Raw genomic sequence first — 23,911 nt, 5'->3', positions numbered from 1 at the left:
TTTGAATTATTAATGTTAATTTTGAGTTTTATTCTGTAAGTTTTTTAGTACCATGAAAAATATTGTTTTTATCTTACTTTTTGTTGTTTTATGCTCTGGCAGCTGCAAAAAAGAGCACGAAGTAATTCGCTCATTTTGTTATTGGAAAACAGATCTATTTTTTTGGGAAGAGGATGATTCTCTAATTAAAAAATTAGATGTAAAACATATGTACGTTCGTTTTTTTGATGTTGATTATAATCCATATTCAAAAGAACCTTTGCCAGTGGCAACAATTGGTGATATCGTACTTCAAAAAAGTAATCCCGAAATTACGCCCAGTATTTTTATTACGAATGAAGTTGTTTTAAAATCAGATAAAAAGCAGCTGGATAGTTTAGCGGTTAGAATAGCAAAAAGAGTAGAACAGATTGGTAAAAGAATGAATGACAGAAAAGCAGAAAATATTGCTTCAAGCATTGTTTATCCAAAAGATTATTACAAACAAGAAAATTTCAAACGGTTAAATTATGATTCGGTAAAATCTATTGAAGCGGCGAAACTAAAAGTTGATTTTAAAGAAATCTTGATTGATTGTGATTGGACTGAAAAATCGCAGAAAAACTATTTCTATTTGTTAAAGCAGATTAAAAATCAGTTTCCGTCAGCAAAAATAGCTTCAACAATAAGGCTTTGGCAGTATAAATATGCATCAAAAGCAGGAATTCCGCCGGTAGACAAAGGTTTATTAATGTGTTATAATATGACAAAACCAGATGATCAGCAGACTAAAAATTCGATTGGAACAAGTGAAGAATTAGCACAATATATTACGCACAGCGAATATAAACTCAAATTAGATATTGCACTTCCATTGTACAGCTGGGCTGTGGTATTTAGAGGAAATCAGTTTAAAGGAATTTTATCAGATTACGATCAATTAATAAAAGATACAATCAAATTAAAGAAAGTATCAGATACTAAATATCTTTTGCAAGATGATGTGTTAGCGGGGCAGACTTATTTGCGAAATGGCGATGAAATAAGAATCGAAAAAATTTCAGATAACGAACTTGAAAAAATGATTTCAATAGTAAAAAGTAAAATTCAAATAGATAGTCAAACCAAAGTGACTTTTTTCTCATTTGATAAAAAATACATAAACGATTATGGAACCCAAAATATATCTAAATATTATGAGAGTTTTTAGCAGTTTACTTTTGGTTTTAAGCTTTCAGGTTTCTTTTGCCTGCGGTTGGAGCGTATCGCCGGAAACTAGTCGTTTGGCTTTGTTTAAAGCACAGCGCGAAGGCTTTTTTAAACTGACACCGTTTTATTATTCGGCAGATAATTATTATTCTGTGAATACAATTTCTGATGCTGATAAGCAATTAAATTGTTTTGAGTGGAAGAAAAAGTTAGGAAATCAAATTACTACTGATGATGTCTATTCTATTTTATATGAAACAGATTCAGAACAGTTTGAAACTGCCTATGAAAATAAAACACTCGATAAAGTATTTGCAAAAAACACTTTTATAAAAACTTTATTGTTACCAAAAAACAAAGCTTTTTTGAGTTATATACTATTTGCTAAAAAACTGGAATATAATAGTAATACTGATGTAAAATGGGAATCCTGGGGAAAGATTGGTTATGATAATCAGAATCATCAGCTTGCAGATTTAGATAATTTTGAAAAGAGAATTAAAACCGCAAAAGATGTTTTTTTAAAACAACGTTATGCCTTTTTAATTTTAAGATATAGTTTTTATAGTCAGGATAAAAATGAAGTAATCAAATTATATGATACTTATTTTGCAGCTAATAAGAATACGATTTTAGAGTCTTGGGCTTTGTATTATAAGGCTTTATGTATTGATGATCTGGTTTTGCAGAATTATTTATTAAGTAAAGTTTTTACTAGCTGCGAGGAAAAATCATTTGCAGTTTTACAGCATTATAACAGAAAACTTACTGCTGAAACTTTGGCTTTGGCACAAAATGATGAAGAACGAAGTGTTATTCTAGCAATTGAAAGTCTTAGAAATCCTGCACCTGATTTAAAATCGATTAAAGAAATGTATGAGCTAAGTCCGAACAGCTTGTTTTTGAGTTTTTTAATTGGAAGAGAAGTTAACAAACTGGAAGATTGGATTTTTACACCGCAATATACTAACAATGGCACTCCGTCCGTAACTTTTAGCAATACAAATTGGTATGAAGATTATGCTAAAGCAAAAGCAGAGAATTTTAATAAAGATATTTTATACTTGCGAGAATTAGAATATTTCTTGATTTCGATTCGTGAGCAAACCTCAGGAGAACAAAAAGATTATATTATTGCTGCAATTGCTCAGCTTTGTTTTATTGACGATCAAATCGATGAAGGGAAAAAGTACACCAATATGATTTCTGGCAAAGCCAATGCTTCAATACAAATGCAGAAAAATATTCAGCTGGCTTTAGTTTCTTTAAAACAAGATGATTTGAATAATGTAAAGGTTCAAAATCAGCTTTATAATTATTTCAATTCAGTCGAAGATCTAGTAGAAACCGATCACGGATTGTTTAAAAATTTGTACAGTTTGTATAGAATTGCCAGCGATGAATTTCATAAAAAAGGAGATACGGCTGCGGCAGGTTTATTATCTATGAAAGCCGATATTAAAAACGAAGGCGAATACACATCTTATAACAATCCGTATTTTTATAGTTATATTGGTTATTTTGACCGAAAAGCAACTATTGAAGATGTTGATCGTTTGATTGCTTTGCAGCAAAAGACAGATAAAACCCCTTTTGAAAAGTATATTTGCTCAGGAACAATCGCTCCAAATATTAATTATTATAAAGATTTAAAAGGAACAATCGCTTTTAGAAATAATAATTTGGAGTTAGCTTATGAAACGTTTTCAAGTATGCCTAAGGATTTTTGGGAAAAGAACTATGAGTATAAAAATTATTTAAATGAAAATCCATTTTTGCCTAAAATTCTTCAAAGTGATAAAGAACGCAAATTTGATTATCATTTCAATAAAACAGACTTTGTTGCCAAATTAATTCAGCTGAAAAAACAAAATACAGCAAGCAGTAATTTACAACTCGCACATGCTTATTTTAACGTATCGTATTTAGGTAATTCCTGGATGATGACGGCTTATGATTGGACTTCTGGAGAATCTTACGTAGATTATGTTTATGGCGATAATACCGAGAACGAAAAGAAATACCAAAACGGTAATTATTACAATCTAAAAATGGCTAAAATCTACTATGAAAAAGCTTTAAAAATGTCTAAAAACAGTAACGAAAAAGCAATGGCAAGCTTAATGATTTTTGAATGTAATTATTATAATCATTATGCCGATTTGGTTTCTACAGAAGAAGAGGAAAAAAATCCATTTAAGGCAGGGAAGGAGCTTGTCAATTTTTATTCAATTTATAAAACTACGTCAGCATTTAAAAAGTACAATTGCCCGCTTTTGAAATCGTTTATAAATTAAATTTAGTTAAAAAGTCGAAAGTCAAAAGTCGAAAGAAAATAAAAAAGCGTTCGCTGTGCGAACGCTTTTTTTATATAGCAGATTTCAAAATCTAAAATTAGATAGCTGTTACAATAGCTAAGAAATCATCTGCTTTTAAAGCAGCACCTCCAATTAAACCACCATCTACGTCTGGTTTAGAGAAGATTTCTTTTGCATTATCAGGTTTTACAGAACCACCGTATAAAATAGAAACTTCGTCAGCGATTTCAGCTCCAAAAGCTTTACGGATAGTTTCTCTGATAAATTCGTGCATTTCTTGAGCTTGTTCTGGCGAAGCAGTTTCTCCAGTTCCGATAGCCCAAACCGGCTCATAAGCTAAAACAACTTTTGACCAAGATTCTTTTGCAATATGGAATAATCCGTCACGCAATTGATTTTCAACAATGTTAAAATGATTTCCAGTTTGACGGTCTTTTAATTCTTCTCCAAAACAGAAAATTACTGTCATGTCGTGTTTTAGTGCTGTGTCAACTTTATTTGCAATTAAAGCGTCAGTTTCGTGAAAAATAGCTCTACGCTCAGAGTGACCTAAAATTACAGTATTAACTCCAACGCTTGTTAGCATATCTGCAGAAATTTCTCCTGTAAAAGCACCGCCTTCAGCTTGGTGAACATTTTGAGCAGAAACGCCGATAGTTGTGTTTTTTAGTTTTGCAGCAGCAGCTTGTAAGTTTACAAATGTTGGTGCAACAATTACTTGTGCAGTTGTTTGTGCTGGTATTTTTGCAATTAATTCATTTAATAATTCTTCAGTTTGCTCTGCATTTTTATGCATTTTCCAGTTTCCTGCAACAATTTTTTTTCTCATTGTGGTAGTTTTTATTTTTTTGTTTTATTGAAGTAAAGTCAAAAATGAAATTGATTTTTGACATTGATATTTTTATTGAAAATTATTTTAAACCTTTTAAAGTTTCATTGATTTTATCAAAATCAGTTTCAATTGCGCGGTATAAAACAATTTTTCCTGTTTTGTCAACGATAATATATCTCGGAATCCAATCTAGATCGATTGCTTTTCCAAAAACACCTTTCATGCCGTCATTCATCATATAATGATCTCCTTTTATTTCGTGTTTTTCGATTCCAGCTTTCCATTTCTCGGCAGTTTTGTCAGCCGAAAGGAATAAATAAGAAACATCTGGATTATTAGCCTGCAGCTCTTTTACTTTTGGCATTGCTTTTACACAGTCACCGCACCATGAAGCCCAAACTTCGATAACTAAAGTTTTTCCTTTATATTTTTTTAAAATGCTTTTAAAAGCAGCTTGACCTCCATCAGTAGTTAATAATTTTTCAGACAAAGCTTCTTTAGAAAAACTTGTTTTTTGTGCTTGCGAGCAAGAGAACGTAATAAATGCAATAACGACAAGAGCTAATTGTTTCATATAAGATTTATATTTTTTAATGTAATTGACATATCGTTCTTCAAACTTTGAATTCCGATAATTTCATAAATTAATGTTTCCGAACAAAGTTAAACAAACAATTTGAAAGCCAAATGCAGATTAACAAAATTTGAATACTCGCTTATTTTGTAACAAAACGATGATTTTAGGTTAAAAAAATGCGAATGAAATCGTAATAGTTGGCTCCAGAATTCACTATTTTTTTGAAAAGCCTTTCCAAAAGATCACTGAATTGTTAAAACTTTATTTTATAGAATAATTTTTGAAGTAAAAAAACGTCAGATTTCAATGAAAAAGCCTTCAATAAAAATGTATTATTGAAGGCTTTGAGGCTATTTTTTTGAGTGATTAATTATAATCTCCGTTTGCCCATTTTTTACTTGGAGCAATCCAGTTATCTGAAGCTTTATATAAAAAACCATGCTTTAAATTGGTATTTAGTTCAATTTCCTTAAAATGGTTTATTTTGAGTTTCGAAGTTTCTTTTCGTTTAATTGCTGAAACTCCATAAGCATCTGATTTTTCATAAATCGTTAAAATGTTTCCACAGAAATTAATATCTGGAATTTCTTCTATATCTGAATCTCTAAAACATCCAATAAAAACAAAATTTACATCAGGATTTGCCAAAAAAGTCGAAACGTATTGTGCAATATATCCCCCTTTTGAAGTTCCAATAACTGTTATTTTATTTGGAGGAATTCCTTTTTTTAGTAAGCCTTTGATTTGTTTTACAACTTTTTTTGCATATTCGGCAGCATTGGTGTTTTTACTTCTAATTTCACTATACACTATAAAGTTGTCTTTTCTAAATGATGCTAAAATTTCATTGTATTCTGCTTTTCCATATTCGGGATGGGCGACACTTAAATCATTTTGTTCAACAAAAGCATTATGCAAAAAGAAAATATAATGTTGTTCTTTTTTTGATGTTTCAGTTTGGCTGAAACTTGTAAGGCTAAAAAGAAGAGTTAATAAAAAAGTAAACAATAACTTTTGGAATGGTTTCATAGATTGGTTTGTTTTTTTTGAAAAGTTTTAAAACAAATATAAAAAACAAAATAGCTTATTTATTTACTTTTCTTGCGTACTGTTTTAGTAAAAAAAACGCCAATTGACTTAATAGAAAATTGGCGTTTTAAAATTTATTTTAATTGAAAGTATTACAATTTCAAATCATCAACATCATTATAATGTACTTTTTGAATAATTGTTCCGTTTTGTAAAACCACAATACTAGGATTTGCTCTTTCAACCGTTTTTAAAGTTGTAGCATCACAGAAGTAGAAATCAACATCTAAGTTGTATTGTTTTTTAGTTTTTGCAATTTCATCAGCTCCAGATGCGGTCATGGCAATTACTTTGTAGCCTTTTGCTTTAGCATCTGCAGTAACTTTAGCTAATTTTTTCATTCCTGATGGTTCAGATAAAGTCAAATCATAAGTTACAAAAATTACTAATTTCGGTTCTTTTAAGAATTCATCTTTATAATCAGAATCGTCTTTTGACATTGTAAAATCATGAATTGGCGGCACATAACCTTCAGAAATTACTTTGTCTTTACGGTCAACAAATGTTGCTCCTTCTGGGATATTCATTAAATCTTTCTCTGTGAATTCTTTGTCAACTCCATTTACTTTGTAGATAAAAATCATTTCAACTACAGACTTTGGAGCTCCTTCTGGAATTTCCATTCCTTTTTCGATGTTAGTTCCCACTTTGTACGGACGGAAATCTTTTATAGGATTGTGGTTTAAAACCCAAACAGCCATTAATGAACATAAAAGAACACTTGCATAAACGGCAAAATTGGTTTTTGGAGTTGCAAATAATGGTTTTATTAATTTTTGATTGATGAATAAAATCAAAATAAAGAACAATAAAACTACATCTTTTGTAAAGGATTGCCAAGGCGTTAAATGCAAAGCATCACCAAAGCAGCCGCAATCTTTTACTACATTAAAATAGGCAGAGTAGAAGGTAAGGAATGTAAAGAATACAATTAGAAGCAGTAATGCCCAAATCGTCAATGCTGCTCTATAACCAACTAATAACATTACACCTAAAACTACTTCTAAAATCACTAGAAAAATAGCTAAACCTAAAGCAAAAGGCTCTAAGAATGGCATGTTGAAAACAGGTTCGCTAAAATATTCTGCCAGTTTATAAGAGAAACCAACTGGGTCATTTAGTTTTATTAATCCTGAAATGATAAATAATACACCTACAAATATGCGGGAGAACTGAGTAATAATGTTTTTCATGGCAAATATTTAAAATTTAAATTTCAATAAGAAAATCCCAAATTCCAATTCTTTATTTGGATTTTGGTTCCGATAGCTATCGGGATAAAAATTGGAAATTTATTTGTTTATTGGATTTAAGATTAAAGCAAAAACAGCGTAATTAATCATATCCTGATAATTAGCGTCAATGCCTTCAGAAACTAAAGTTGCACCTTTGTTATCTTCAATTTGTTTTACGCGAAGCAGTTTTTGAAGAATTAAATCAGTTAAAGAGCTCACACGCATATCACGCCATGCTTCTCCGTAATCATGATTTTTGGCTTCCATTAGATCTTTAGTAAGTTTTACTTTAGCATCATATAATTCAGTTGCTTTTTCAACATCAAGATCAGGCTGGTCAACAACTCCTAATTCCAACTGAATTAAAGCCATAATAGAATAATTGATGATCCCGATAAATTCTCCTTTTTCATCTTCATCAACTTTGCGAACATCGTTTTCTTGTAAGCTTCTGATTCTTTGTGCTTTTATGAAAATTTGATCCGTCAACGATGGAAGTCTTAAAATTCTCCACGCACTGCCGTAATCTTTCATTTTATTGATAAATAAGGTTCGGCAAACCGTGATTACATTATCAAATTCTTGAGAAGTATTCTTCATTTATTGCTGTATATTTGCTAAAATTTTTCCAAAAATAAGGATTAAATTAAAGAGTTTCAAGTTTAGTGTTTTCTTTGTTTCAAGTTTTTTCTAAACAAAGTGTTAACGGTGATAACTTGAAACCTGAAACTTGAAACAAAACAAACGATGACGATTAACTGCAAAGGCGAACTTATAGATTTATCGATTCCTAAAGTAATGGGAATTTTGAATGTTACGCCGAATTCTTTCTTTGATGGAGGAAAATATAAAAATGAAGACGATATTATTTCGCAGGTTGGTAAAATGCTTTCTGAAGGCGCAACTTTTATAGATATTGGTGCTTATTCAAGTAAACCAAGTGCTGAATTTGTTTCTGAGCAAGAAGAAATCGACCGAATTGTTCCAGCTATCGAATTAATTTTAAAGCATTTTCCACAAGCATTATTATCAATTGATACTTTTAGAGCCGAAGTTGCAAAAGCAAGTATAGAAAGCGGCGCAGCGATTATAAACGATATTGCTGCGGGAGAATTAGACAACAAAATGTTTGATGTAATAGCAAAGTATAATGTTCCGTACATTATGATGCATATGCGCGGTAATCCGCAAACGATGCAGAGTTTGACGCAGTACGATGATATTGTAAAAGAAATGCTTTTTTATTTTTCTGAAAAAGTGCAAAAAGCGAGAAGTTTAGGAATTAATGATTTGATTTTAGATCCAGGTTTTGGTTTTGCCAAAACAACGGATCAGAATTATGAAGTGATGCAAAAAATGGAGCTTTTTAATCTTCTGGAATTACCTGTTTTAGCTGGGATTTCAAGAAAATCAATGATTTATAAAACGCTTGATATTACACCGCAAGAAGCTTTAAACGGAACAACATTCTTAAATACAATTGCTTTGACAAAAGGTGCTAAAATTCTTCGTGTGCATGATGTGAAAGAAGCGGTTGAATGTGTTACTTTGTTTAATAAATTAGATTTATAATTGATATAATCGCCTGGTTTGCCATTTCGACGAAGGAGAAATCTTCGTTGTAGGATCGACAAAGATTGGCGAATTTCTCTCAGGAAATACTAGTGTGATTTCTCCTTCGTCGAAATGACATACTTTGAGTTTAAAAACAAACAAATATGAAATACGTTACTATAATTATAGCTTTTCTATTTTTATCCTGCGGGAAAAAAGAAGACGTTTTACTTCCAAAATCAAATGTTTCAATTGTAAAAGACGTACAAGATCATTCGCCAATTTACATTTTTTTTAAAATCAAAGGAAAAGATACGATTGCTGATTTAAACAGAAAAAGTGCTATTATTTCGACCAATTGGATTTTTAACATCGATAAGCGTTTGCCTTTGAAAATGGTAATTCCGCAGGTTATGAAAATGCAGGAAAAGAAAAGAGCAGACAGTGCCCACAAAAATGAAAATGCTGAAAATTATTATTCATACGCAGATTCAATCGGGAAGAATCTCGCTTTTCTGCCTTTTACGAAAGTGTATTATAAAATGGAAATTGCCAATAATAGAAGTCAGTTGTATTTTAAGAAGAACGGAATGATACAATACAGCGGAAGAAAAACGTATGATTTTCCTAAAAGTAATTTAAAGCCATTTTTGGATAGTTTGGTTATAAATCCAAAAGCTCAAATCACATTTTCATATGATAAAAATATGAGTTATGGAGATTATATTCAGTCTAAAATTCTTGTAAAATCTATTATAGATAAAAAGATTCCATTTGTTTTTATAAACGAAGATGAAGAGTTTGTTTTCTAGAAATTGCGATTAAACGATTAAACGAATCAACGATCAACCTTTATTGATGATGATAAGGTTCATTTCGTAAAATCGTAAATCCGCGATACAATTGTTCGATAAAAAATAAGCGAACCATTTGGTGTGAAAACGTCATTAGCGAAAGTGAAACTTTTCCTTGTGCTTTTTTATAAACCGTTTCCGAAAATCCGTAAGGACCTCCAATTACGAAAACTAGTGTTTTTACGCCAGAATTCATTTTCTTTTGCAATTCTTCAGAAAAACCAACGCTGGAGAAGTTTTTTCCGTTTTCATCCAATAAAATCAATTGATCGGTTGGCGAAAGTTTCGACAGAATCAATTCGCCTTCTTTTTCTTTTTGCTGACTTTCAGATAAGTTTTTTACGTTTTTGATATCGGGAATAATTTCCAAATCAAATTTGATGTAAAACGACAAACGTTTGGTATAATCGTCAATCAAAGTTTGAAGCGATTTATTGTCTGTTTTGCCTATTGCGATGAGTTTGATGTTCATTGTGTCTGTTTTTTTGCCACGAATTTCGCGAATTAGCACGAATTTTATTTTTTAGCCACAGATTTCACAGATTAAAATGATTTTTTATTAAATCTAATTGGTGTTAATCTGTGAAAGCTGTGGCAAAAGAAATCTCTATTTTTTATTTTCAAAAACGGTTTCAAAATATTCTACAATAGGAAACGGTTCGTAATAATGATGTAGAATCTTTTTCCATTCCAAATACGCTTCAGAAGTTCTAAAACCTATTGTATGATCTTCAAGCGTATTCCAATCGACTAATAAAAGATATTTGTTATCTACTTCAATACATTTTTCTAAGCGATGACCTAAATAACCGTTGATCGATGAAATGTATTGACTTGCTTTTGCAAAATCGGCTTCAAATTGATTTGCTAATTCTGGTTTTATGAAAAGAAATACGGCTTCTAGAATCATAATTTTAATAGTGACAAACCTAACGGGTTTTTAAAACCTGTTAGGTTTATAATTTAGTTTTTAGAGAACTTCGCTTCAAAAGTTTTAAAACGAGAATCTAAATCTTTGATTAATTGTTTTTTTACTGATGCATCTTGAATGAAACTGTAATTGATGCTGTTGTAAACGTATTTTTTAATCGTTTCGTAATTCACATCAGGATATCTTTTGGCTAATAAAACATATTGCTCTGTCATATTAGTTCTTAAAATCCCTGCATCGTCTGTACTGATTACTATTGGCACATTGAATTCTTTGTAAAGTGTAAATGGATGTCTGTTTTCTTTTACTTTTAATATAAACTCATTACTGGCTAAATTGATCTCAATTGGAATATTGTTTTTAGACATATATTTCAATAAATCATATGAATTTGCTTCGTAAGCAATGTCAACTCCGTGACCAATTCTGTTGGCACCAGCAATATAAATCGCATCATTTATATGCCAAGTTAAATCTTCTGGCTGAACCAAACCTAAAGTTAATTCGCCTGCGTGAAGTGTATATTTTACGTCAGGAAATTTTGAATGACAATATTTAAACATCACCATGTGAAGCCAGTAATCTTCCATAGAATTTTGTCCGTGTTCTGGAGAAACTATGTTTACACCCGCAGTCAGCTTGCTTTCGTTAGAAGAAATAAAAGCAATAACTAAGTTTTTAAACAAGTCTACAGGATCCATAAAACGCAGCACAAAGTTTTGATAACGCATTGTGAATTTTTCATCATCCATTTTTAAGTCCTTATGCAGTTTTGCAATAAAATTGTTGTTGAAATCTAAAGCATATTTTTTGGCATCTTTTTGTTGAAGTGCTTTATACAATTCATCTAAAAGTTTTAAAACTGCTTTTTCATCTTTTTGCGTTGCAGCCTGACGTAATTTTGTATTGAAATCTGCTAAATCAGAAACATTCATGTCAGACGGAATCGTTGATAATTGAGTTTCAATATAACTTACATTTTCTGAAATAGCACGCTTTTTTAATTCAAGCATTCCTTCTGCAAAATGACCTGCGATAGTTGGTTCGAATTTCATAAAAGAATCAAAAAACTGATCGTCAGATGGTACAGAACCATTATAATCCTTGATAGACCAAGTCTGCATAATTTGCTGTTCGTAATAGTCTAGTTTTCCTTTTTCTTTAAGAGAGGAGAAGCTTTCCCAGTTTCCATTAGCAGGTTTTGTTTTAGAAACTGCCATAGTTTCTACATCCAAATAAAAGTTTTCTGCAATTGCTCTTTCTAAAAGAGGTTCTGCATAAATTGATCCTGAAAAATGGTGGTGTAAATCGCCTCCTTTTGGCATTTGTTGAAAGAAAGCTGTTAAGAGAGCTTCATTATTTCTGATTTTTTCTAAATAACTTTCAGCTGTTTGAGAAAAGCCGATTTGTGCTATAAAAATACAGAAAAGCGTAATTATCCTTGTCATACTCTAAGTTTAAATTACGCGCAAATATACGAGTTTTCGCGGAAATTTGAAAATTTTGTTTTTAAGGGACAAAGGCTCAAAGGTTCAAAGGGACAAAGTTTTTAAAGAAATGATCAAATAAAAAAAGACGCACTGTTGTGCGTCTCTATACTAAAACCTCTGAACCTTTGTCACTTTGAACCTTTGTAACTCAAGAAAAAAGTACATCACGAATTTCCTCAACCTTATCAAAAACACTTTTTGCAAAAGGACAAAGCGGAATAATTTTTAAATTATTAGTTCTGGCATATTCTACAGCAGCCATAACTAGTTTTTTACCAACACCTTTTCCGTTAAAATCTGGGTTTACTTCGGTATGATCAATAATAAATTTTGTGTCTCCTGCCCAAGTATAAGTCATTTTTCCAGCTTCTTTTCCGTCTTCTACAGCTTCAAAGTAACCTCTTCTTGTATCGTTTGTTTGTTGAATTTCCATGATGATTATATTAAGGTGGTTTTAATTTCGATTGAGTTTGTTAATGTTTTGTGTATCGGACAGCTGTTTGCAATTGTCTCTAATCGTTGTCGTTGTTTTTCATCGACTTCGCCTGTAACTTCAATTTTTCTTGTAAATAGTGAAATGTTTTGATGGCTGTCTCTTTCAAAATCTACTTTTACATTGATTTCAGAAACATCCCATTGTTTGCGATTTATGTACATTCGCAATGTAATCAAAGTACAAGACGCTAATGCAGATGCTAAAAGCTCTGATGGACTAAAACCAAGATTTTTTCCTCCAACTTCTTGAGGTTCGTCGGCGATTACAATATTTCCGCTGGATGATGTTATTTCGGTGCGATACAAACGAGTATCTATTTGTGCTGATATTGTTTTCATAATTTATTTGATTCTTGGTTCAGGTAACGGAACGAATTCGGTTTCGTCTGGAACTTTTGGAAAAGTCTGTGCTGTCCAGTCTTGTTTGGCTTTTTCGATGAGGTTTTTATCTGATGAAACGAAGTTCCAAAAGATAAAATGTTCTTCAGGAAACGGTTGTCCGCCAAAGATATAAACAGTTGAATTTTCGGCAATTTCAAACTCACAAAGCGTACTGTCGTTTGTAATTAAGATTTGTTTTGGATCGTAAGTATGTTCTCCGCTTTTGATGCTTCCTTCTAAGATATATAAACCACTTTCGCCAAATAAATGACTTCCAATATTGATTTTTTGGGCTTCTTTACTTTTAATTTCAATAAAATAAAGCGGACTATAAACCGGAACGGGTGATTTTTTTCCAAAAGCTTCTCCGGCAATTAATTTGTATGAAATGCCATCTTCTTCCCAAGCTGGAATATCATCTGCTTCAACATGTGTGAAATTCGGATCCATTTGTTCCAATTCTTTTGGAAGCGCCACCCAAATCTGTAATCCGTGGAGCATTTTGTCTGAATGTCTTAAATATTCTGGCGTTCTTTCAGAGTGAACGATTCCTTTTCCTGCTGTCATCCAGTTTACGGCGCCGGGTTTTATTTCCAATTCGGTTCCTAAGCTGTCACGATGCATAATGCTTCCTTCAAACAAGAATGTCAAAGTCGAAAGTCCGATATGCGGATGCGGAGGAACATCCATATTTTCATGATCACTTAAATGTGCAGGTCCCATATGATCGATAAATACAAATGGACCAACAGCTCTTTTTTCACGGAAAGGGAGTAAACGACCGACCATGAAGTTGCCAATATTGGCAGCACGTTCTTCGATAATTAAACTGATATTTGACATGTGGTATTTTTTATTTGATTTGAAAACAAAATTAAAGCGACGGCGCTTGTCTGTAACTTAATTTAGATTAAGAAAAGTTTGTTTTTTGTATTATCTATAAAAGTAGTGAAAATGTATGTTTTTTCAAATTTATCTATTTGTCACATTTTTTTGTCATTTCGACGAAGGAGAAAGCTTCACAAGAAACTCTACAAAGATTGGGTTTTCGTTGCGGAGCTACTCGTGGAGATTTCTCCTTCGTCTAAATGACAAACTAGCCCATTAAACTGGGGTAATTTGTGTTTAATCAATCAATTCAAATTCCAAAACTTCACTTTCCGTTCCATTAATAATAATCGACAATTGATGCGTTCCTGTATGAAAAACTCTTGTTGTAATTAATTTAAAAGATTGGTTTCTTTCAATTTTGGTTAATTGATTCGGATGGTAAACTTTCTCGCTTATTTTGAAAACTTTTTTAGCCAAATGTCCTTTTGCTTTTTTGTAATGAACAGCATATTCTAAACGAATGGTTTTGGGGTCTTCATTTTTGTTATTTAAATGAAAGTGAAACTGCAGATAATCGCCAATTTTTACAATAGGTGTTTTAACTGTAAATGACGAAAGTTCAATATTTGTGCTTTCTAAACCATAATGACTTAAAATTTCAGGATGTCCTTGTTTTAATAAAGTTCGGCAGCCATGTTTGATGATTCCGTCGGTTTCTTTGTTTTGACCTTTCCATCTAGAAGCGATTTCTAATACAATTTGCGGATTATCTTTTGCAATATCATTTAAGTTATTAGCAACACTTCTTCGCACATATTCGGAAGGATCGTTTTTTAGGTTTTCTAAAATAGGCAGGATAGAAGAAGGATCATTTTTCAAGAACGGAATTGCCATTGCCCACGGTAATCTTGGGCGCGAGCCTTCGCTGGCTAAACGACGTACGTGGTGATTTTCGTGCTGTGACCATTTTACCATTTCGTCGATCATTTGCTCTTTGTATTTTAGAATAAAAGGACGAACAGCAAATTCGCAGCTTATAAATTGTGTTATAGAAACAAAGGCTTTCGTCGAAGTTTTAAAATCGTCTAAACCGTAAATTTCGATATAATCGGCAAAGAAGATAAAAGCCAGATTGCTGTCTGTGAAATTATTTTTCTTTAAATTCTCAATGATTTTGTCAATTAGAGAAACAGCTTCTGGGAAATTTTGCGGCATAAATTGATGAAATACAACTGTGGTATGTTTCATTCTTTCTTTCCATTCTTTTTGAGCAAAATCACCTTCATAAATTGCTTCAATAAATTTTTGTTTGTTGAATGTTGGATGCACTTCGGCTACAGCCTGACTAAATTTTTCGTAGAAAGAAACTGAGTAAATATCTTTAATTAATCCCATAAATTTTGTTTGCTTGAACCTCAAAGATATTTAATGTTTTTAATTGTGGATGCGGATTTTAGTTGAAAAAAAATATAAACTTTAAATATTCCGCTAAAGATTTATGTGATAGATTAAAAAGATTAGCACAGATTTTTTGAAATCATTTTAATTTTAATAATCCGCAGCTGATAAAAAAAAGTTAATAAGAAACTTTTCGTACAATGGAAACTTTTAATTCCATAAAATAAGTCATAATTTAGCCTATTATAAAAAATATAAAAATGATAAGTGAAGCTCAATTTCAATCAGAATTAGAACTTTTGATTCGTAATGCGATTAGAGAAGATGTAGGATCAGGCGATTATAGTTCTCTTGCTTGTATTCCTGATACTGCTCATGGTCAAGCAAGATTATTGGTAAAAGATCAGGGAATTATTGCTGGTGTTGCGCTTGCGAAAATGATATTTGATTATGTTGATCCGAAATTAAAGGTGAAAACTTTTATTGAAGATGGAACGCATGTAGAATATGGTGAAATTGTTTTTGAAGTTTCTGGAAGTTCTCAATCTATTTTGAAGGCCGAAAGAGTAGTTTTAAATACTATGCAGAGAATGTCTGCAATTGCAACCAAAACAAATCATTGTGTACAGCTTTTAGAAGGAACGGGAGCTAAAATATTAGATACTCGCAAAACGACTCCAAATTTTAGAGCAGCAGAAAAATGGGCGGTGAAAATTGGAGGCGGAGAAAACCATCGTTATGCTTTATATGATATGGTAATGTTGAAGGATAATCATATTGATTTTGCCGGTGGTATTACACTTGCTATAAAAAAAACGAAAGAGTATTTGAAAGAGAATGATCTAGATTTAAAAATTATTGTTGAGGCTAGAAATCTTGATGAAATTCGTGAAATTTTGTTGAGTGACGGTGTTCACAGAATTTTAATTGATAATTTTAATTATGAAGATACTAAAACTGCTGTAGCTTTGATTGGTTCAAAATGTCAGACAGAATCTTCAGGAAATATCAGTGAAAAAACCATTCGTGAATATGGGCTTTGCGGTGTAAATTATATTTCGTCTGGAGCATTAACTCATTCCGTTTACAATATGGATTTGAGTTTAAAAGCTTTTTAATTGAGTAAAGTGTTTTAAATTGTAACTTTTTTAATCTAAAATCCAACTCAACAATCTAAAATCTAAAATAGTATGTCTCAAGAAATAGAAGATCGGATTGAAAAAGTACCTGTAATACGTTCTATAGCCCGATTTTTTAAGAAAATAAAATTGCCTTGGCTGGAGGGTTTTTCACTGTATGATTTGCTTGAAATGTATACTTTAGGAATTATTGAAGGCGCATTTTCTTATCATGCCAGCGCTGTTTCTTTCAGCTTTTTTATGGCTTTATTTCCTTTTGCATTATTTATTTTAAACTTAATTCCTTTTATTCCGATAGAAGGTTTTCAGGCCGATTTTTTACAGTTTGTGCAGCAGGGAGTTCCTCCAAATACTTACGATGCTATTAGTAAAATCATTAGTGATATTTTAAATAATAGTCATTCTGGATTGTTATCGTCGGGATTTTTGCTTTCGATTTTTTTAATGGCAAATGGTATTAACGGAATTTTAAGCGGCTTCGAGTCTTCTAAACATGTTTTTGATAAGCGTGGTTTTTTAAAACAATATTTGGTTGCATTGGCCATTTCGCTTGTCATGACTATTATATTGTTTGTAACGGTGGCTACGATTGTTGTTTTTGAGGTTTTTATTCAAAAAACAATTATTCAGGATGTTTTGAGTGATCGTATTCCGTTGATCATTTTAAGTAGATATTTATTTATTATGCTGATGATTTTGATAACATCTTCAATATTATTGCGTTATGGTACAAAGCAGTATAATAAAGTCCCTTTTATAAGTATTGGATCAGTTTTTACAACAATCTTAATTGTTATATCTTCGTTCTTTTTTGGGATTTGGGTTATAAAATTCTCAAAATATAACGAACTTTATGGTTCAATTGGAACATTATTAATTCTAATGTTTTACATTTGGATAAACTGTATGATTCTGCTTTTGGGTTTTGAATTGAATGCCTCAATCAGAAAATTAAAACAAAAAAAAATAAATAGGTATGAAAAATTGGATTTTAACAATTGGTGTTTTTTTCTTCGCATTAAGTACAATGCAATCTCAAAGTGTTATCGGAAAATGGAAAACTATTGATGACGAAACTGGTGAGGCAAAATCTGTAGTAGAGGTTTATGAAAAATCTGGAAAAATTTATGGTAAAATAGTTGAGATTCTTCGTGCTGATCATAAAAAGGATGTTTGTACTAAATGTGACGGTACTGAGAAGAATAAACCTATTTTAGGAATGGTTATTATGAATGGTCTTAAAAAAGATGGTTCTGAATATAATGGAGGAACTATTTTAGATCCTACAAATGGTAAAAAATACAAATGTTATATTTCATTAGAATCTGCAGATAAATTGAAACTTCGTGGTTATGTTGGAATTTCTTTAATGGGAAGAACACAATACTGGACACGAGTGAAAAATTAATTATTAAAATATGCGAAAATTAGCTTCGATAATTTTATTCTTAGTCTTAGCTTCAAATAGTTTTGGACAATCTAAGAACTCGCCATTACAAATAAGTCATCTTACGGGTGACTTTTATGTTTATAAAACATTTCATGATTATAAAGGAACAAAGATTTCTGCCAATGCTTTGTATTTAGTTACAAGTAAAGGCGTGGTCTTGTTTGATGCGCCTTGGGATAAAACGCAGTTTCAGCCTTTATTGGATACGATAAAAGCAAGGCATAATAAAAAGGTTATAATGCATTTTGCGACACACTCTCACGAAGATCGTGCTGGAGGATTAGATTTTTATAGAAAAAAAGGAATTAAAACCTATACAATCAAATTAACAGATGAGATTCTTAAAAAAAATAAAGAAGGCAGGGCAGAATTTATAATTCCGAATGACACAACATTTACAGTCGGTCAGCATACTTTTGAGGTTTATTATCCAGGAAAAGGTCATGCTTCTGATAATGTTGTTGTATGGTTTGATAAAGAGAAAATACTTTACGGAGGTTGTTTTGTAAAAAGCATATCCGCTGTTGATCTTGGTTATTTAGGAGATGCTGACGTAAAAGAATGGCAGAAATCGATGAATAAAGTGCAGACAAAATTCAAGAAACCGGTATATGTTATTCCTGGTCATGACGATGGAACTAACACAGAATCTTTAAATCATACTTTGAAATTGGTTAATGATTATTTAGCTAAACCTTCAGGAAAATAATGAGTTTCCGAATCCTATAAAATTAGTACATGTTTTTTATCGAAGTTGTTTTACCGCTTTCCTTAGCTAAAACTTTTACATATCGTGTTTCTGAATCTGAATATCATTTTATAAAAAAGGGTATGCGGGTGGCAGTGCCATTTGGTAAAAGTAAAATTTATACGGCGCTGGTGATCGATATACACGAAAACGCACCAACATTATATGAGGCTAAAGAAATTCATCAGATTTTAGATGAAAAACCTATTGCGACCGAAACGCAGATCAAACATTGGCTTTGGGTTGCTAATTATTATATGTGCGGCATTGGCGATGTTTATCGCGGTGCTTTTCCAACTGGATTATTATTAGAAAGTGAAACTATTATTTCGCACAAACCAGAAGTTGTTGTAAATGATTCAGAACTTTCAGATGATGAGTTTTTAGTTTATGAAGCGCTGCAGCATCAAAGTTCACTTAAAGTTCAGGAGATTGTTTCGATTTTAAATAAGAAAAATATTCTGCCAATTCTTCAAAAATTAATTGCAAAGGATATTATTGTTTTAGAGGAAGAAATAAAAGAAAGTTATAAACCAAAGCTGATTCGTTATGTAAAATTACATTCACAATATGAATCAGATAATGGTTTAGGAGAACTGCTTGAGGTTTTAAAAAGTGCTAATAAGCAAAAAGAAATTGTATTGGCTTATTTTCAGATAAGCGCTTCAGAAAAGAAACCAATTACGGTAAAGAAATTGATTGAAGTTTCAAATTCTACTTCGGCTGTTGTAAAAGTTTTAATCGAGAAAGAAATTTTTGAAGAGTATTATTTACAGCACGATCGTGTTTCATTTAATGGAGAAAAATCGGAAAAAGAACTTCAATTAAGCGAAGCTCAGGAAAACGCTTTTACAGCAATTAAAAATAGTTTTTTAGAAAAAGAAGTTTGTCTTCTGCATGGTGTTACATCAAGTGGAAAGACAGAAATTTACATTAAGCTGATTGAAGAATATTTAGAAACGGGTAAACAGATTTTGTACTTGCTGCCAGAAATTGCACTTACAACACAATTAGTTTCTCGATTGAGGCTTCATTTTGGAGATAAAGTTGCCGTTTTTCATTCAAAATACAGCAATAATGAACGAGTTGAGGTTTGGAAACAAACGCTTGAAAATTCTGAAAAAGCACAGATTGTAATAGGAGCGAGGTCTGCCTTGTTTCTGCCTTTTAATAGTTTGGGTTTGCTTATTGTTGATGAAGAACATGAGCAGACTTTTAAGCAAACTGATCCTGCACCAAGATATCATGCACGCGACTCTGCAATTGTTTTGGCAAATTTTCATAATGCCAAAGTACTATTAGGATCTGCGACCCCGAGTATCGAAACTTATTTTAATACTCAAACAGATAAATATGGCTTGGTCACTTTAACCGAACGCTACAAAAATGTTCGAATGCCTGAAGTGGTTTTGGTTGATTTAAAAGACAAACATTTCAGAAAAAGAATGACGGGGCATTTTAGTGATCTTTTAATTGAAGAAATTGCCGAAGCTTTGTCTTTAGGTGAACAGGTAATTTTATTTCAAAACAGAAGAGGTTATTCACCTATAATAGAATGTATGACTTGTGGTCATGTACCGCATTGTCAGCAATGTGATGTTAGTTTGACATTTCATAAATTTAAAAATCAATTGCGTTGTCATTATTGTGGTTATTCAATTGCAAAGCCAACACATTGTCATAGCTGTTCGAGTATAGATTTGACAACTAAAGGTTTTGGGACGGAACAAATTGAACAGGAATTGATTTCTCTTTTTCCAAAAGCTAAAACAGCCAGAATGGATCAAGATACAACGCGAGGTAAATTTGGCTTTGAAAAAATTATCGATACTTTCAAAAATAGAGAAGTAGATATTTTGGTTGGAACACAAATGCTGGCTAAAGGTCTTGATTTTGATAATGTGAGTTTGGTTGGAATTATGAATGCTGATAATATGCTGCATCATCCAGATTTTAGAGCTTTTGAACGCAGTTTTCAAATGATGACGCAGGTTGCAGGAAGAGCAGGGAGATCTGAAAAGCAGGGCAAAGTGGTGATTCAAACATACAATCCAAATCATAACACAATTCAACAAGTTACAAACCATAATTATATGGGTATGTATAAGGAGCAATTGTATGATAGGATGATTTATAAATACCCGCCTTATTTCAGGATTATTAAACTTACTTTAAAACATCGTGAGTTTGAAAAGCTAAAAGAGGGTTCTATGTGGTTGTATCAGGTTTTAAGTCAGAACTTAAAAATGCCGGTTCTGGGTCCTGAAGAGCCTGCAATAAATAGAATCCGAAACGAGTATATTCGAACTATTTTGATTAAAATTCCACAGGAAATTCCATTAGGGAGTACAAAAAAAACTATCCAAAAAATATTGAATAGTTTTGAGGCTGTTGCTCAGTACAGAGCTGTAAAGGTTGTTGTTAATGTCGATTTTTATTAAAAATTACGACGTTGACAATGCTTTTACTAAGTCTTCTTTTTTGTTGCGGCTAAGCGGAATTTTAGTAATCCCTATTTCGGCAAACTTGCTGTTAAAACGTTCTACTTTATCTATATTAATGATGTACGATTTGTGTACACGAATAAATTTATCTTTTGATAAGTCATTTTCAAAAGACTTCATAGTTGAAAGTACCAAATTACTGTCGTCCTCAGTAACCACTCTTACATAGTCTCCAAAAGCTTCGATCCATTTGATTTTTGCGGTGAAGATTTTAAGTTTTTTAAGGTTGCTTTTGATAAAAATATGTTCGCCTTCTTCTTCTTTAACTTCTTTTTTAAGCAAATGCATATCTATAGCTCTTTTTACAGAAGCATTAAAACGGTCAACGGCAATAGGTTTTTGCAAATAATCGGTCGCATCATAATCAAAAGCTTTCAAAGCGTATTCAGCTTTAGAAGTAATGAATATAATCTGCGGTTTAGACTTTAGTCCATCAAGGAAGTCAAAGCCGTTTATAACAGGCATTTCTATATCAAGAAATATTAGGTCGATATTATTTAAAGAGATACAACTCTTCGCTTCAATTGCATTAGAAAAATCACCGATTAAATGCAAACCTGGGTGATTATTGACTAATTTTGCAATAATTGTCCTTTGTATAGAACTATCATCTACAACAACACAGTTTAGTTTCATAACAATAAATTTAGAATAAATTCAGGATAGCAATAGTAAATGTATTATTTTTTTGTAAAAAAAACTAAAGTTAAGCTCTGTTTTTTACATTACAACGAATAAAAGTAAAAAAGTGTTGTATATTTAAAAATTATGATTACTTTTGCACCCAATTTTAACAAATAAATATTGTATTTATGAATCATTATGAAACTGTTTTCATTTTAAATCCCGTTTTATCTGAGGTTCAGGTGAAGGAAACAGTAACGAAATTTGAAGAATTTCTTACTAGTAGAGGAGCTGAAATGGTATCGAAAGAGGATTGGGGTCTTAAAAAAATGGCTTACGAAATCCAAAACAAAAAAAGTGGTTTTTACCATTTATTCGAATTCAAAGTAGCTGGAGAAGTTCTAATTGCTTTTGAAACTGAATTCAGACGTGACGAAAGAGTTATGCGTTTCTTAACTGTAAGTTTAGACAAACATGCTATTTCATGGGCGGAAAGAAGAAGAGCAAAATTAAAATCTACTAAAGCGTAATTATTATGTCTACAATCGAACAATCTGCAAAAGGAAAAAAAGACGGAGATATCAGATATTTAACGCCTTTAAACATTGAAACTAACAAAACTAAAAAGTATTGTCGTTTCAAAAAATCAGGAATCAAATACATCGATTACAAAGATGCTGATTTCTTATTGAAATTCGTAAATGAGCAAGGAAAAATTCTTCCTCGTCGTTTAACTGGAACTTCATTAAAATACCAAAGAAAAGTTTCTGTAGCTGTAAAAAGAGCTCGTCACTTAGCTTTAATGCCATACGTGGCCGATTTATTAAAATAGTATAAAAAAAATCTAGTCGCTGGTTTCTGTTAGATCAGAACCTAACTTCTAAAAATAAGGACAACAACATGGAAATTATTTTAAAACAAGACGTACAAAACCTAGGATTTAAAGATGATGTAGTATCTGTAAAACCTGGTTACGGTCGTAACTTTTTAATTCCTCAAGGTTTTGCTACATTGGCAACTCCTTCTGCTAAAAAAGTTTTAGCTGAAAACCTAAAACAAAGAGCACATAAAGAAGCTAAAGTTGTTGCTGATGCTAAAGCATTAGCTGAAACTTTAAAAGCTCTTGAAATTAAACTTACAGCAAAAGCTGGTGGAGAGAAACTTTTTGGTTCTATCACGAATATTGATATCGCTGAAGCTTTAGAGAAATCTGGAAATGCTATCGATAGAAAATTCATCACTAGTGGAATCGTTAAACGTACTGGAAAATACAATGCTTCAGTTCGTCTACACAGAGATGTAATCGTTGAGTTAGCTTACGAAATTGTTGCTGAAAAGTAATAGTTTTAAAGATTATATGAAAATCCCGATGTAAATCGGGATTTTTTTGTTTAATACAGATCAATAGTAATAATTAGACTTATGGTTGGTAGCTTATAGCGTATTGCTTAAAGCTTACAACGTAAAGCATAAAGCCTAAAATAAAATGAAATACGCAAGATTAACAAAAGAACAATTTGATGAATTACATGCTGAATTTGCTAGCTTTTTAGCGACACAAGCTATTGATAAAGCAGAGTGGGATGCTCTGAAAGTAAACAAACCTGAAGTTGCTGAGCAGGAATTAGATGTTTTCTCAGATTTAATTTGGGAAGGGGTATTGTCAAGAGCTGAATATTTAGAGCATTTCTCGAGAAATCATATTTTCTTGTTTCAGTGTTTTGAAACTCATGTACAATCAATAGTTTTGAAATCATTAGTTGAAGAAACTGATTTTTTAACTACGGAAGGTTTACAATGGTTGTCTGATAATATGTTTACTGAAAACATTGAAATGAAGGTTGGAAAGAAGGTATTTACTGAAGATAGAAATGCATCTATATTTGAGTTGATTCAGCAAGGTGCTTTTTTAAGTGATGGACAATTATTTTCTCAGATTAATTCGATAATTGAATCTTAGTTTTTAAATTAATAAGGAAATAAAAGGTAAATAGTTGCTTATTGCAATTGTTTGCCTTTTTTTAATTTTTTAACTTTTGTTTAAGCTTTGTTGTTTTTTTTACCCCGTATTTCTACGCTTTTTTTCTTAATACTGCAATAAATTGAAATTTCCAGGTGTAAATGTAAGATTTGTTCCTTGTTTGATTAGTTTTGGTGTTTTTTTGATTGATTTTTTCCTTTTTATTGTAGTACATGTACTACAATAAAAAGTTTAACACAAAAAAGTAAAGAATTTTGATTGATGCTTGACGATAAAAAGATGCAGTTTAACT

At 31.6% G+C, this 23,911-nt stretch carries 26 protein-coding genes; 13 read left to right on the top strand and 13 right to left on the bottom strand.

The features are described from left to right. Positions 1–52: 52 nt before the first annotated feature. A complete protein-coding gene (locus BOW57_RS15935) occupies positions 53–1,189 on the top strand; it encodes a hypothetical protein (protein WP_129055670.1) in 1,137 nt (378 codons plus the stop codon). Continuing rightward, a complete protein-coding gene (locus tag BOW57_RS15930; RefSeq protein WP_129055668.1) occupies positions 1,149–3,485 on the top strand; it encodes a hypothetical protein in 2,337 nt (778 codons plus the stop codon). The genes BOW57_RS15935 and BOW57_RS15930 overlap by 41 nt, the downstream gene beginning before the upstream one ends. Before the next feature lie 97 nt (positions 3,486–3,582). On the opposite strand, the gene tpiA is transcribed toward BOW57_RS15930, so the two are convergent. The 5 genes from tpiA to BOW57_RS15905 form a co-directional block, all read right to left on the bottom strand. Further along, a complete protein-coding gene (gene tpiA / locus BOW57_RS15925) occupies positions 3,583–4,335 on the bottom strand; it encodes a triose-phosphate isomerase (protein ID WP_129055666.1) in 753 nt (250 codons plus the stop codon). 82 nt (positions 4,336–4,417) lie between these two features. After that, positions 4,418–4,912: a TlpA disulfide reductase family protein gene (locus tag BOW57_RS15920; protein ID WP_089052265.1), complete on the bottom strand. Its 495-nt coding sequence runs from the start codon at positions 4,910–4,912 to the stop codon at positions 4,418–4,420. Positions 4,913–5,281: 369 nt separating this feature from the next. Beyond that, the gene (locus tag BOW57_RS15915; RefSeq protein WP_129055664.1) at positions 5,282–5,944 is read right to left on the bottom strand and encodes an Mbeg1-like protein; all 663 of its coding nucleotides are present in this window, start codon (positions 5,942–5,944) and stop codon (positions 5,282–5,284) included. Positions 5,945–6,096: 152 nt separating this feature from the next. Continuing rightward, on the bottom strand, positions 6,097–7,197 hold the full coding sequence (locus BOW57_RS15910; protein ID WP_129055662.1) for a BT_3928 family protein: 1,101 nt from the start codon (positions 7,195–7,197) through the stop codon (positions 6,097–6,099). A 99-nt stretch (positions 7,198–7,296) separates the two neighbouring features. Then, positions 7,297–7,839, bottom strand: a complete 543-nt coding sequence (locus tag BOW57_RS15905; protein ID WP_089052262.1) for a DUF1599 domain-containing protein — start codon at positions 7,837–7,839, stop codon at positions 7,297–7,299. A gap of 147 nt (positions 7,840–7,986) precedes the next feature. Between BOW57_RS15905 and folP the strand changes: the two genes are divergently transcribed. Then, entirely contained in the window at positions 7,987–8,811 is an 825-nt protein-coding gene (folP, locus tag BOW57_RS15900) for a dihydropteroate synthase (protein ID WP_129055660.1), read from the top strand. A 146-nt stretch (positions 8,812–8,957) separates the two neighbouring features. Then, the gene (locus BOW57_RS15895) at positions 8,958–9,605 is read left to right on the top strand and encodes a hypothetical protein (RefSeq protein WP_129055658.1); all 648 of its coding nucleotides are present in this window, start codon (positions 8,958–8,960) and stop codon (positions 9,603–9,605) included. 40 nt (positions 9,606–9,645) lie between these two features. On the opposite strand, the gene rlmH is transcribed toward BOW57_RS15895, so the two are convergent. The 7 genes from rlmH to BOW57_RS15860 all read right to left on the bottom strand — a co-directional run bounded on the left by rlmH (position 9,646) and on the right by BOW57_RS15860 (position 15,170). Continuing rightward, entirely contained in the window at positions 9,646–10,119 is a 474-nt protein-coding gene (gene rlmH, locus BOW57_RS15890; protein ID WP_071637326.1) for a 23S rRNA (pseudouridine(1915)-N(3))-methyltransferase RlmH, read from the bottom strand. A 135-nt stretch (positions 10,120–10,254) separates the two neighbouring features. Next, positions 10,255–10,557 (bottom strand): antibiotic biosynthesis monooxygenase, encoded by a 303-nt coding sequence (locus BOW57_RS15885; RefSeq protein ID WP_129055656.1) that lies wholly within the window; start codon positions 10,555–10,557, stop codon positions 10,255–10,257. 53 nt (positions 10,558–10,610) lie between these two features. Further along, complete coding sequence (locus tag BOW57_RS15880) at positions 10,611–12,026, bottom strand: adenosine deaminase (protein ID WP_129055654.1); 1,416 nt, start codon at positions 12,024–12,026, stop codon at positions 10,611–10,613. 190 nt (positions 12,027–12,216) lie between these two features. Continuing rightward, positions 12,217–12,501: a GNAT family N-acetyltransferase gene (locus BOW57_RS15875; RefSeq protein WP_129055652.1), complete on the bottom strand. Its 285-nt coding sequence runs from the start codon at positions 12,499–12,501 to the stop codon at positions 12,217–12,219. Positions 12,502–12,506: 5 nt separating this feature from the next. Beyond that, a complete protein-coding gene (locus BOW57_RS15870; protein WP_089052257.1) occupies positions 12,507–12,902 on the bottom strand; it encodes an OsmC family protein in 396 nt (131 codons plus the stop codon). Between the two features lie 3 nt (positions 12,903–12,905). Next, entirely contained in the window at positions 12,906–13,787 is an 882-nt protein-coding gene (locus BOW57_RS15865) for a pirin family protein (RefSeq protein ID WP_129055650.1), read from the bottom strand. Between the two features lie 282 nt (positions 13,788–14,069). Then, positions 14,070–15,170 carry a DNA alkylation repair protein gene (locus tag BOW57_RS15860; protein ID WP_129055648.1) on the bottom strand — a complete coding sequence of 367 codons (1,101 nt, stop codon included), beginning with the start codon at positions 15,168–15,170 and terminating at the stop codon, positions 14,070–14,072. A 263-nt stretch (positions 15,171–15,433) separates the two neighbouring features. Here BOW57_RS15860 and nadC point away from each other — a divergent pair, with 263 nt between their 5' ends. The 5 genes from nadC (at position 15,434) to priA (ending at position 20,951) form a co-directional block, all read left to right on the top strand. Next, positions 15,434–16,291, top strand: coding sequence for a carboxylating nicotinate-nucleotide diphosphorylase (gene nadC, locus BOW57_RS15855; protein WP_129055645.1), 858 nt, complete (start codon positions 15,434–15,436; stop codon positions 16,289–16,291). Positions 16,292–16,363: 72 nt separating this feature from the next. After that, a complete protein-coding gene (locus BOW57_RS15850) occupies positions 16,364–17,380 on the top strand; it encodes a YihY/virulence factor BrkB family protein (protein WP_241687459.1) in 1,017 nt (338 codons plus the stop codon). Next, the gene (locus BOW57_RS15845) at positions 17,289–17,720 is read left to right on the top strand and encodes a DUF2147 domain-containing protein (RefSeq protein ID WP_129055643.1); all 432 of its coding nucleotides are present in this window, start codon (positions 17,289–17,291) and stop codon (positions 17,718–17,720) included. Before BOW57_RS15850 ends, BOW57_RS15845 begins: the two co-directional genes overlap by 92 nt. Positions 17,721–17,730: 10 nt before the next feature. Continuing rightward, positions 17,731–18,471 carry a subclass B1 metallo-beta-lactamase gene (bla-B1-FLAV, locus tag BOW57_RS15840; RefSeq protein WP_129055641.1) on the top strand — a complete coding sequence of 247 codons (741 nt, stop codon included), beginning with the start codon at positions 17,731–17,733 and terminating at the stop codon, positions 18,469–18,471. 29 nt (positions 18,472–18,500) lie between these two features. Next, positions 18,501–20,951, top strand: a complete 2,451-nt coding sequence (gene priA / locus BOW57_RS15835) for a primosomal protein N' (protein WP_129055639.1) — start codon at positions 18,501–18,503, stop codon at positions 20,949–20,951. Positions 20,952–20,954: 3 nt separating this feature from the next. On the opposite strand, the gene BOW57_RS15830 is transcribed toward priA, so the two are convergent. Beyond that, positions 20,955–21,650: a LytTR family DNA-binding domain-containing protein gene (locus tag BOW57_RS15830; protein ID WP_071637338.1), complete on the bottom strand. Its 696-nt coding sequence runs from the start codon at positions 21,648–21,650 to the stop codon at positions 20,955–20,957. A 176-nt stretch (positions 21,651–21,826) separates the two neighbouring features. Here BOW57_RS15830 and rpsF point away from each other — a divergent pair, with 176 nt between their 5' ends. The 4 genes from rpsF (at position 21,827) to BOW57_RS15810 (ending at position 23,598) form a co-directional block, all read left to right on the top strand. Continuing rightward, positions 21,827–22,168 carry a 30S ribosomal protein S6 gene (gene rpsF / locus BOW57_RS15825; RefSeq protein WP_007810575.1) on the top strand — a complete coding sequence of 114 codons (342 nt, stop codon included), beginning with the start codon at positions 21,827–21,829 and terminating at the stop codon, positions 22,166–22,168. A gap of 5 nt (positions 22,169–22,173) precedes the next feature. Continuing rightward, positions 22,174–22,470 (top strand): 30S ribosomal protein S18, encoded by a 297-nt coding sequence (gene rpsR, locus BOW57_RS15820; protein ID WP_002987043.1) that lies wholly within the window; start codon positions 22,174–22,176, stop codon positions 22,468–22,470. 68 nt (positions 22,471–22,538) lie between these two features. Beyond that, positions 22,539–22,979: a 50S ribosomal protein L9 gene (gene rplI, locus BOW57_RS15815; RefSeq protein ID WP_089052249.1), complete on the top strand. Its 441-nt coding sequence runs from the start codon at positions 22,539–22,541 to the stop codon at positions 22,977–22,979. 145 nt (positions 22,980–23,124) lie between these two features. Next, complete coding sequence (locus BOW57_RS15810) at positions 23,125–23,598, top strand: DUF6495 family protein (RefSeq protein ID WP_089052248.1); 474 nt, start codon at positions 23,125–23,127, stop codon at positions 23,596–23,598. The last annotated feature ends 313 nt before the right edge of the window (positions 23,599–23,911 follow it).

Source organism: Flavobacterium sp. YO64 (assembly GCF_004119505.1).
Taxonomy (GTDB): domain Bacteria; phylum Bacteroidota; class Bacteroidia; order Flavobacteriales; family Flavobacteriaceae; genus Flavobacterium; species Flavobacterium oncorhynchi.
Note: the sequence above shows the minus strand (reverse complement) of the source record. Positions and strands in the feature narration are given on the sequence as shown.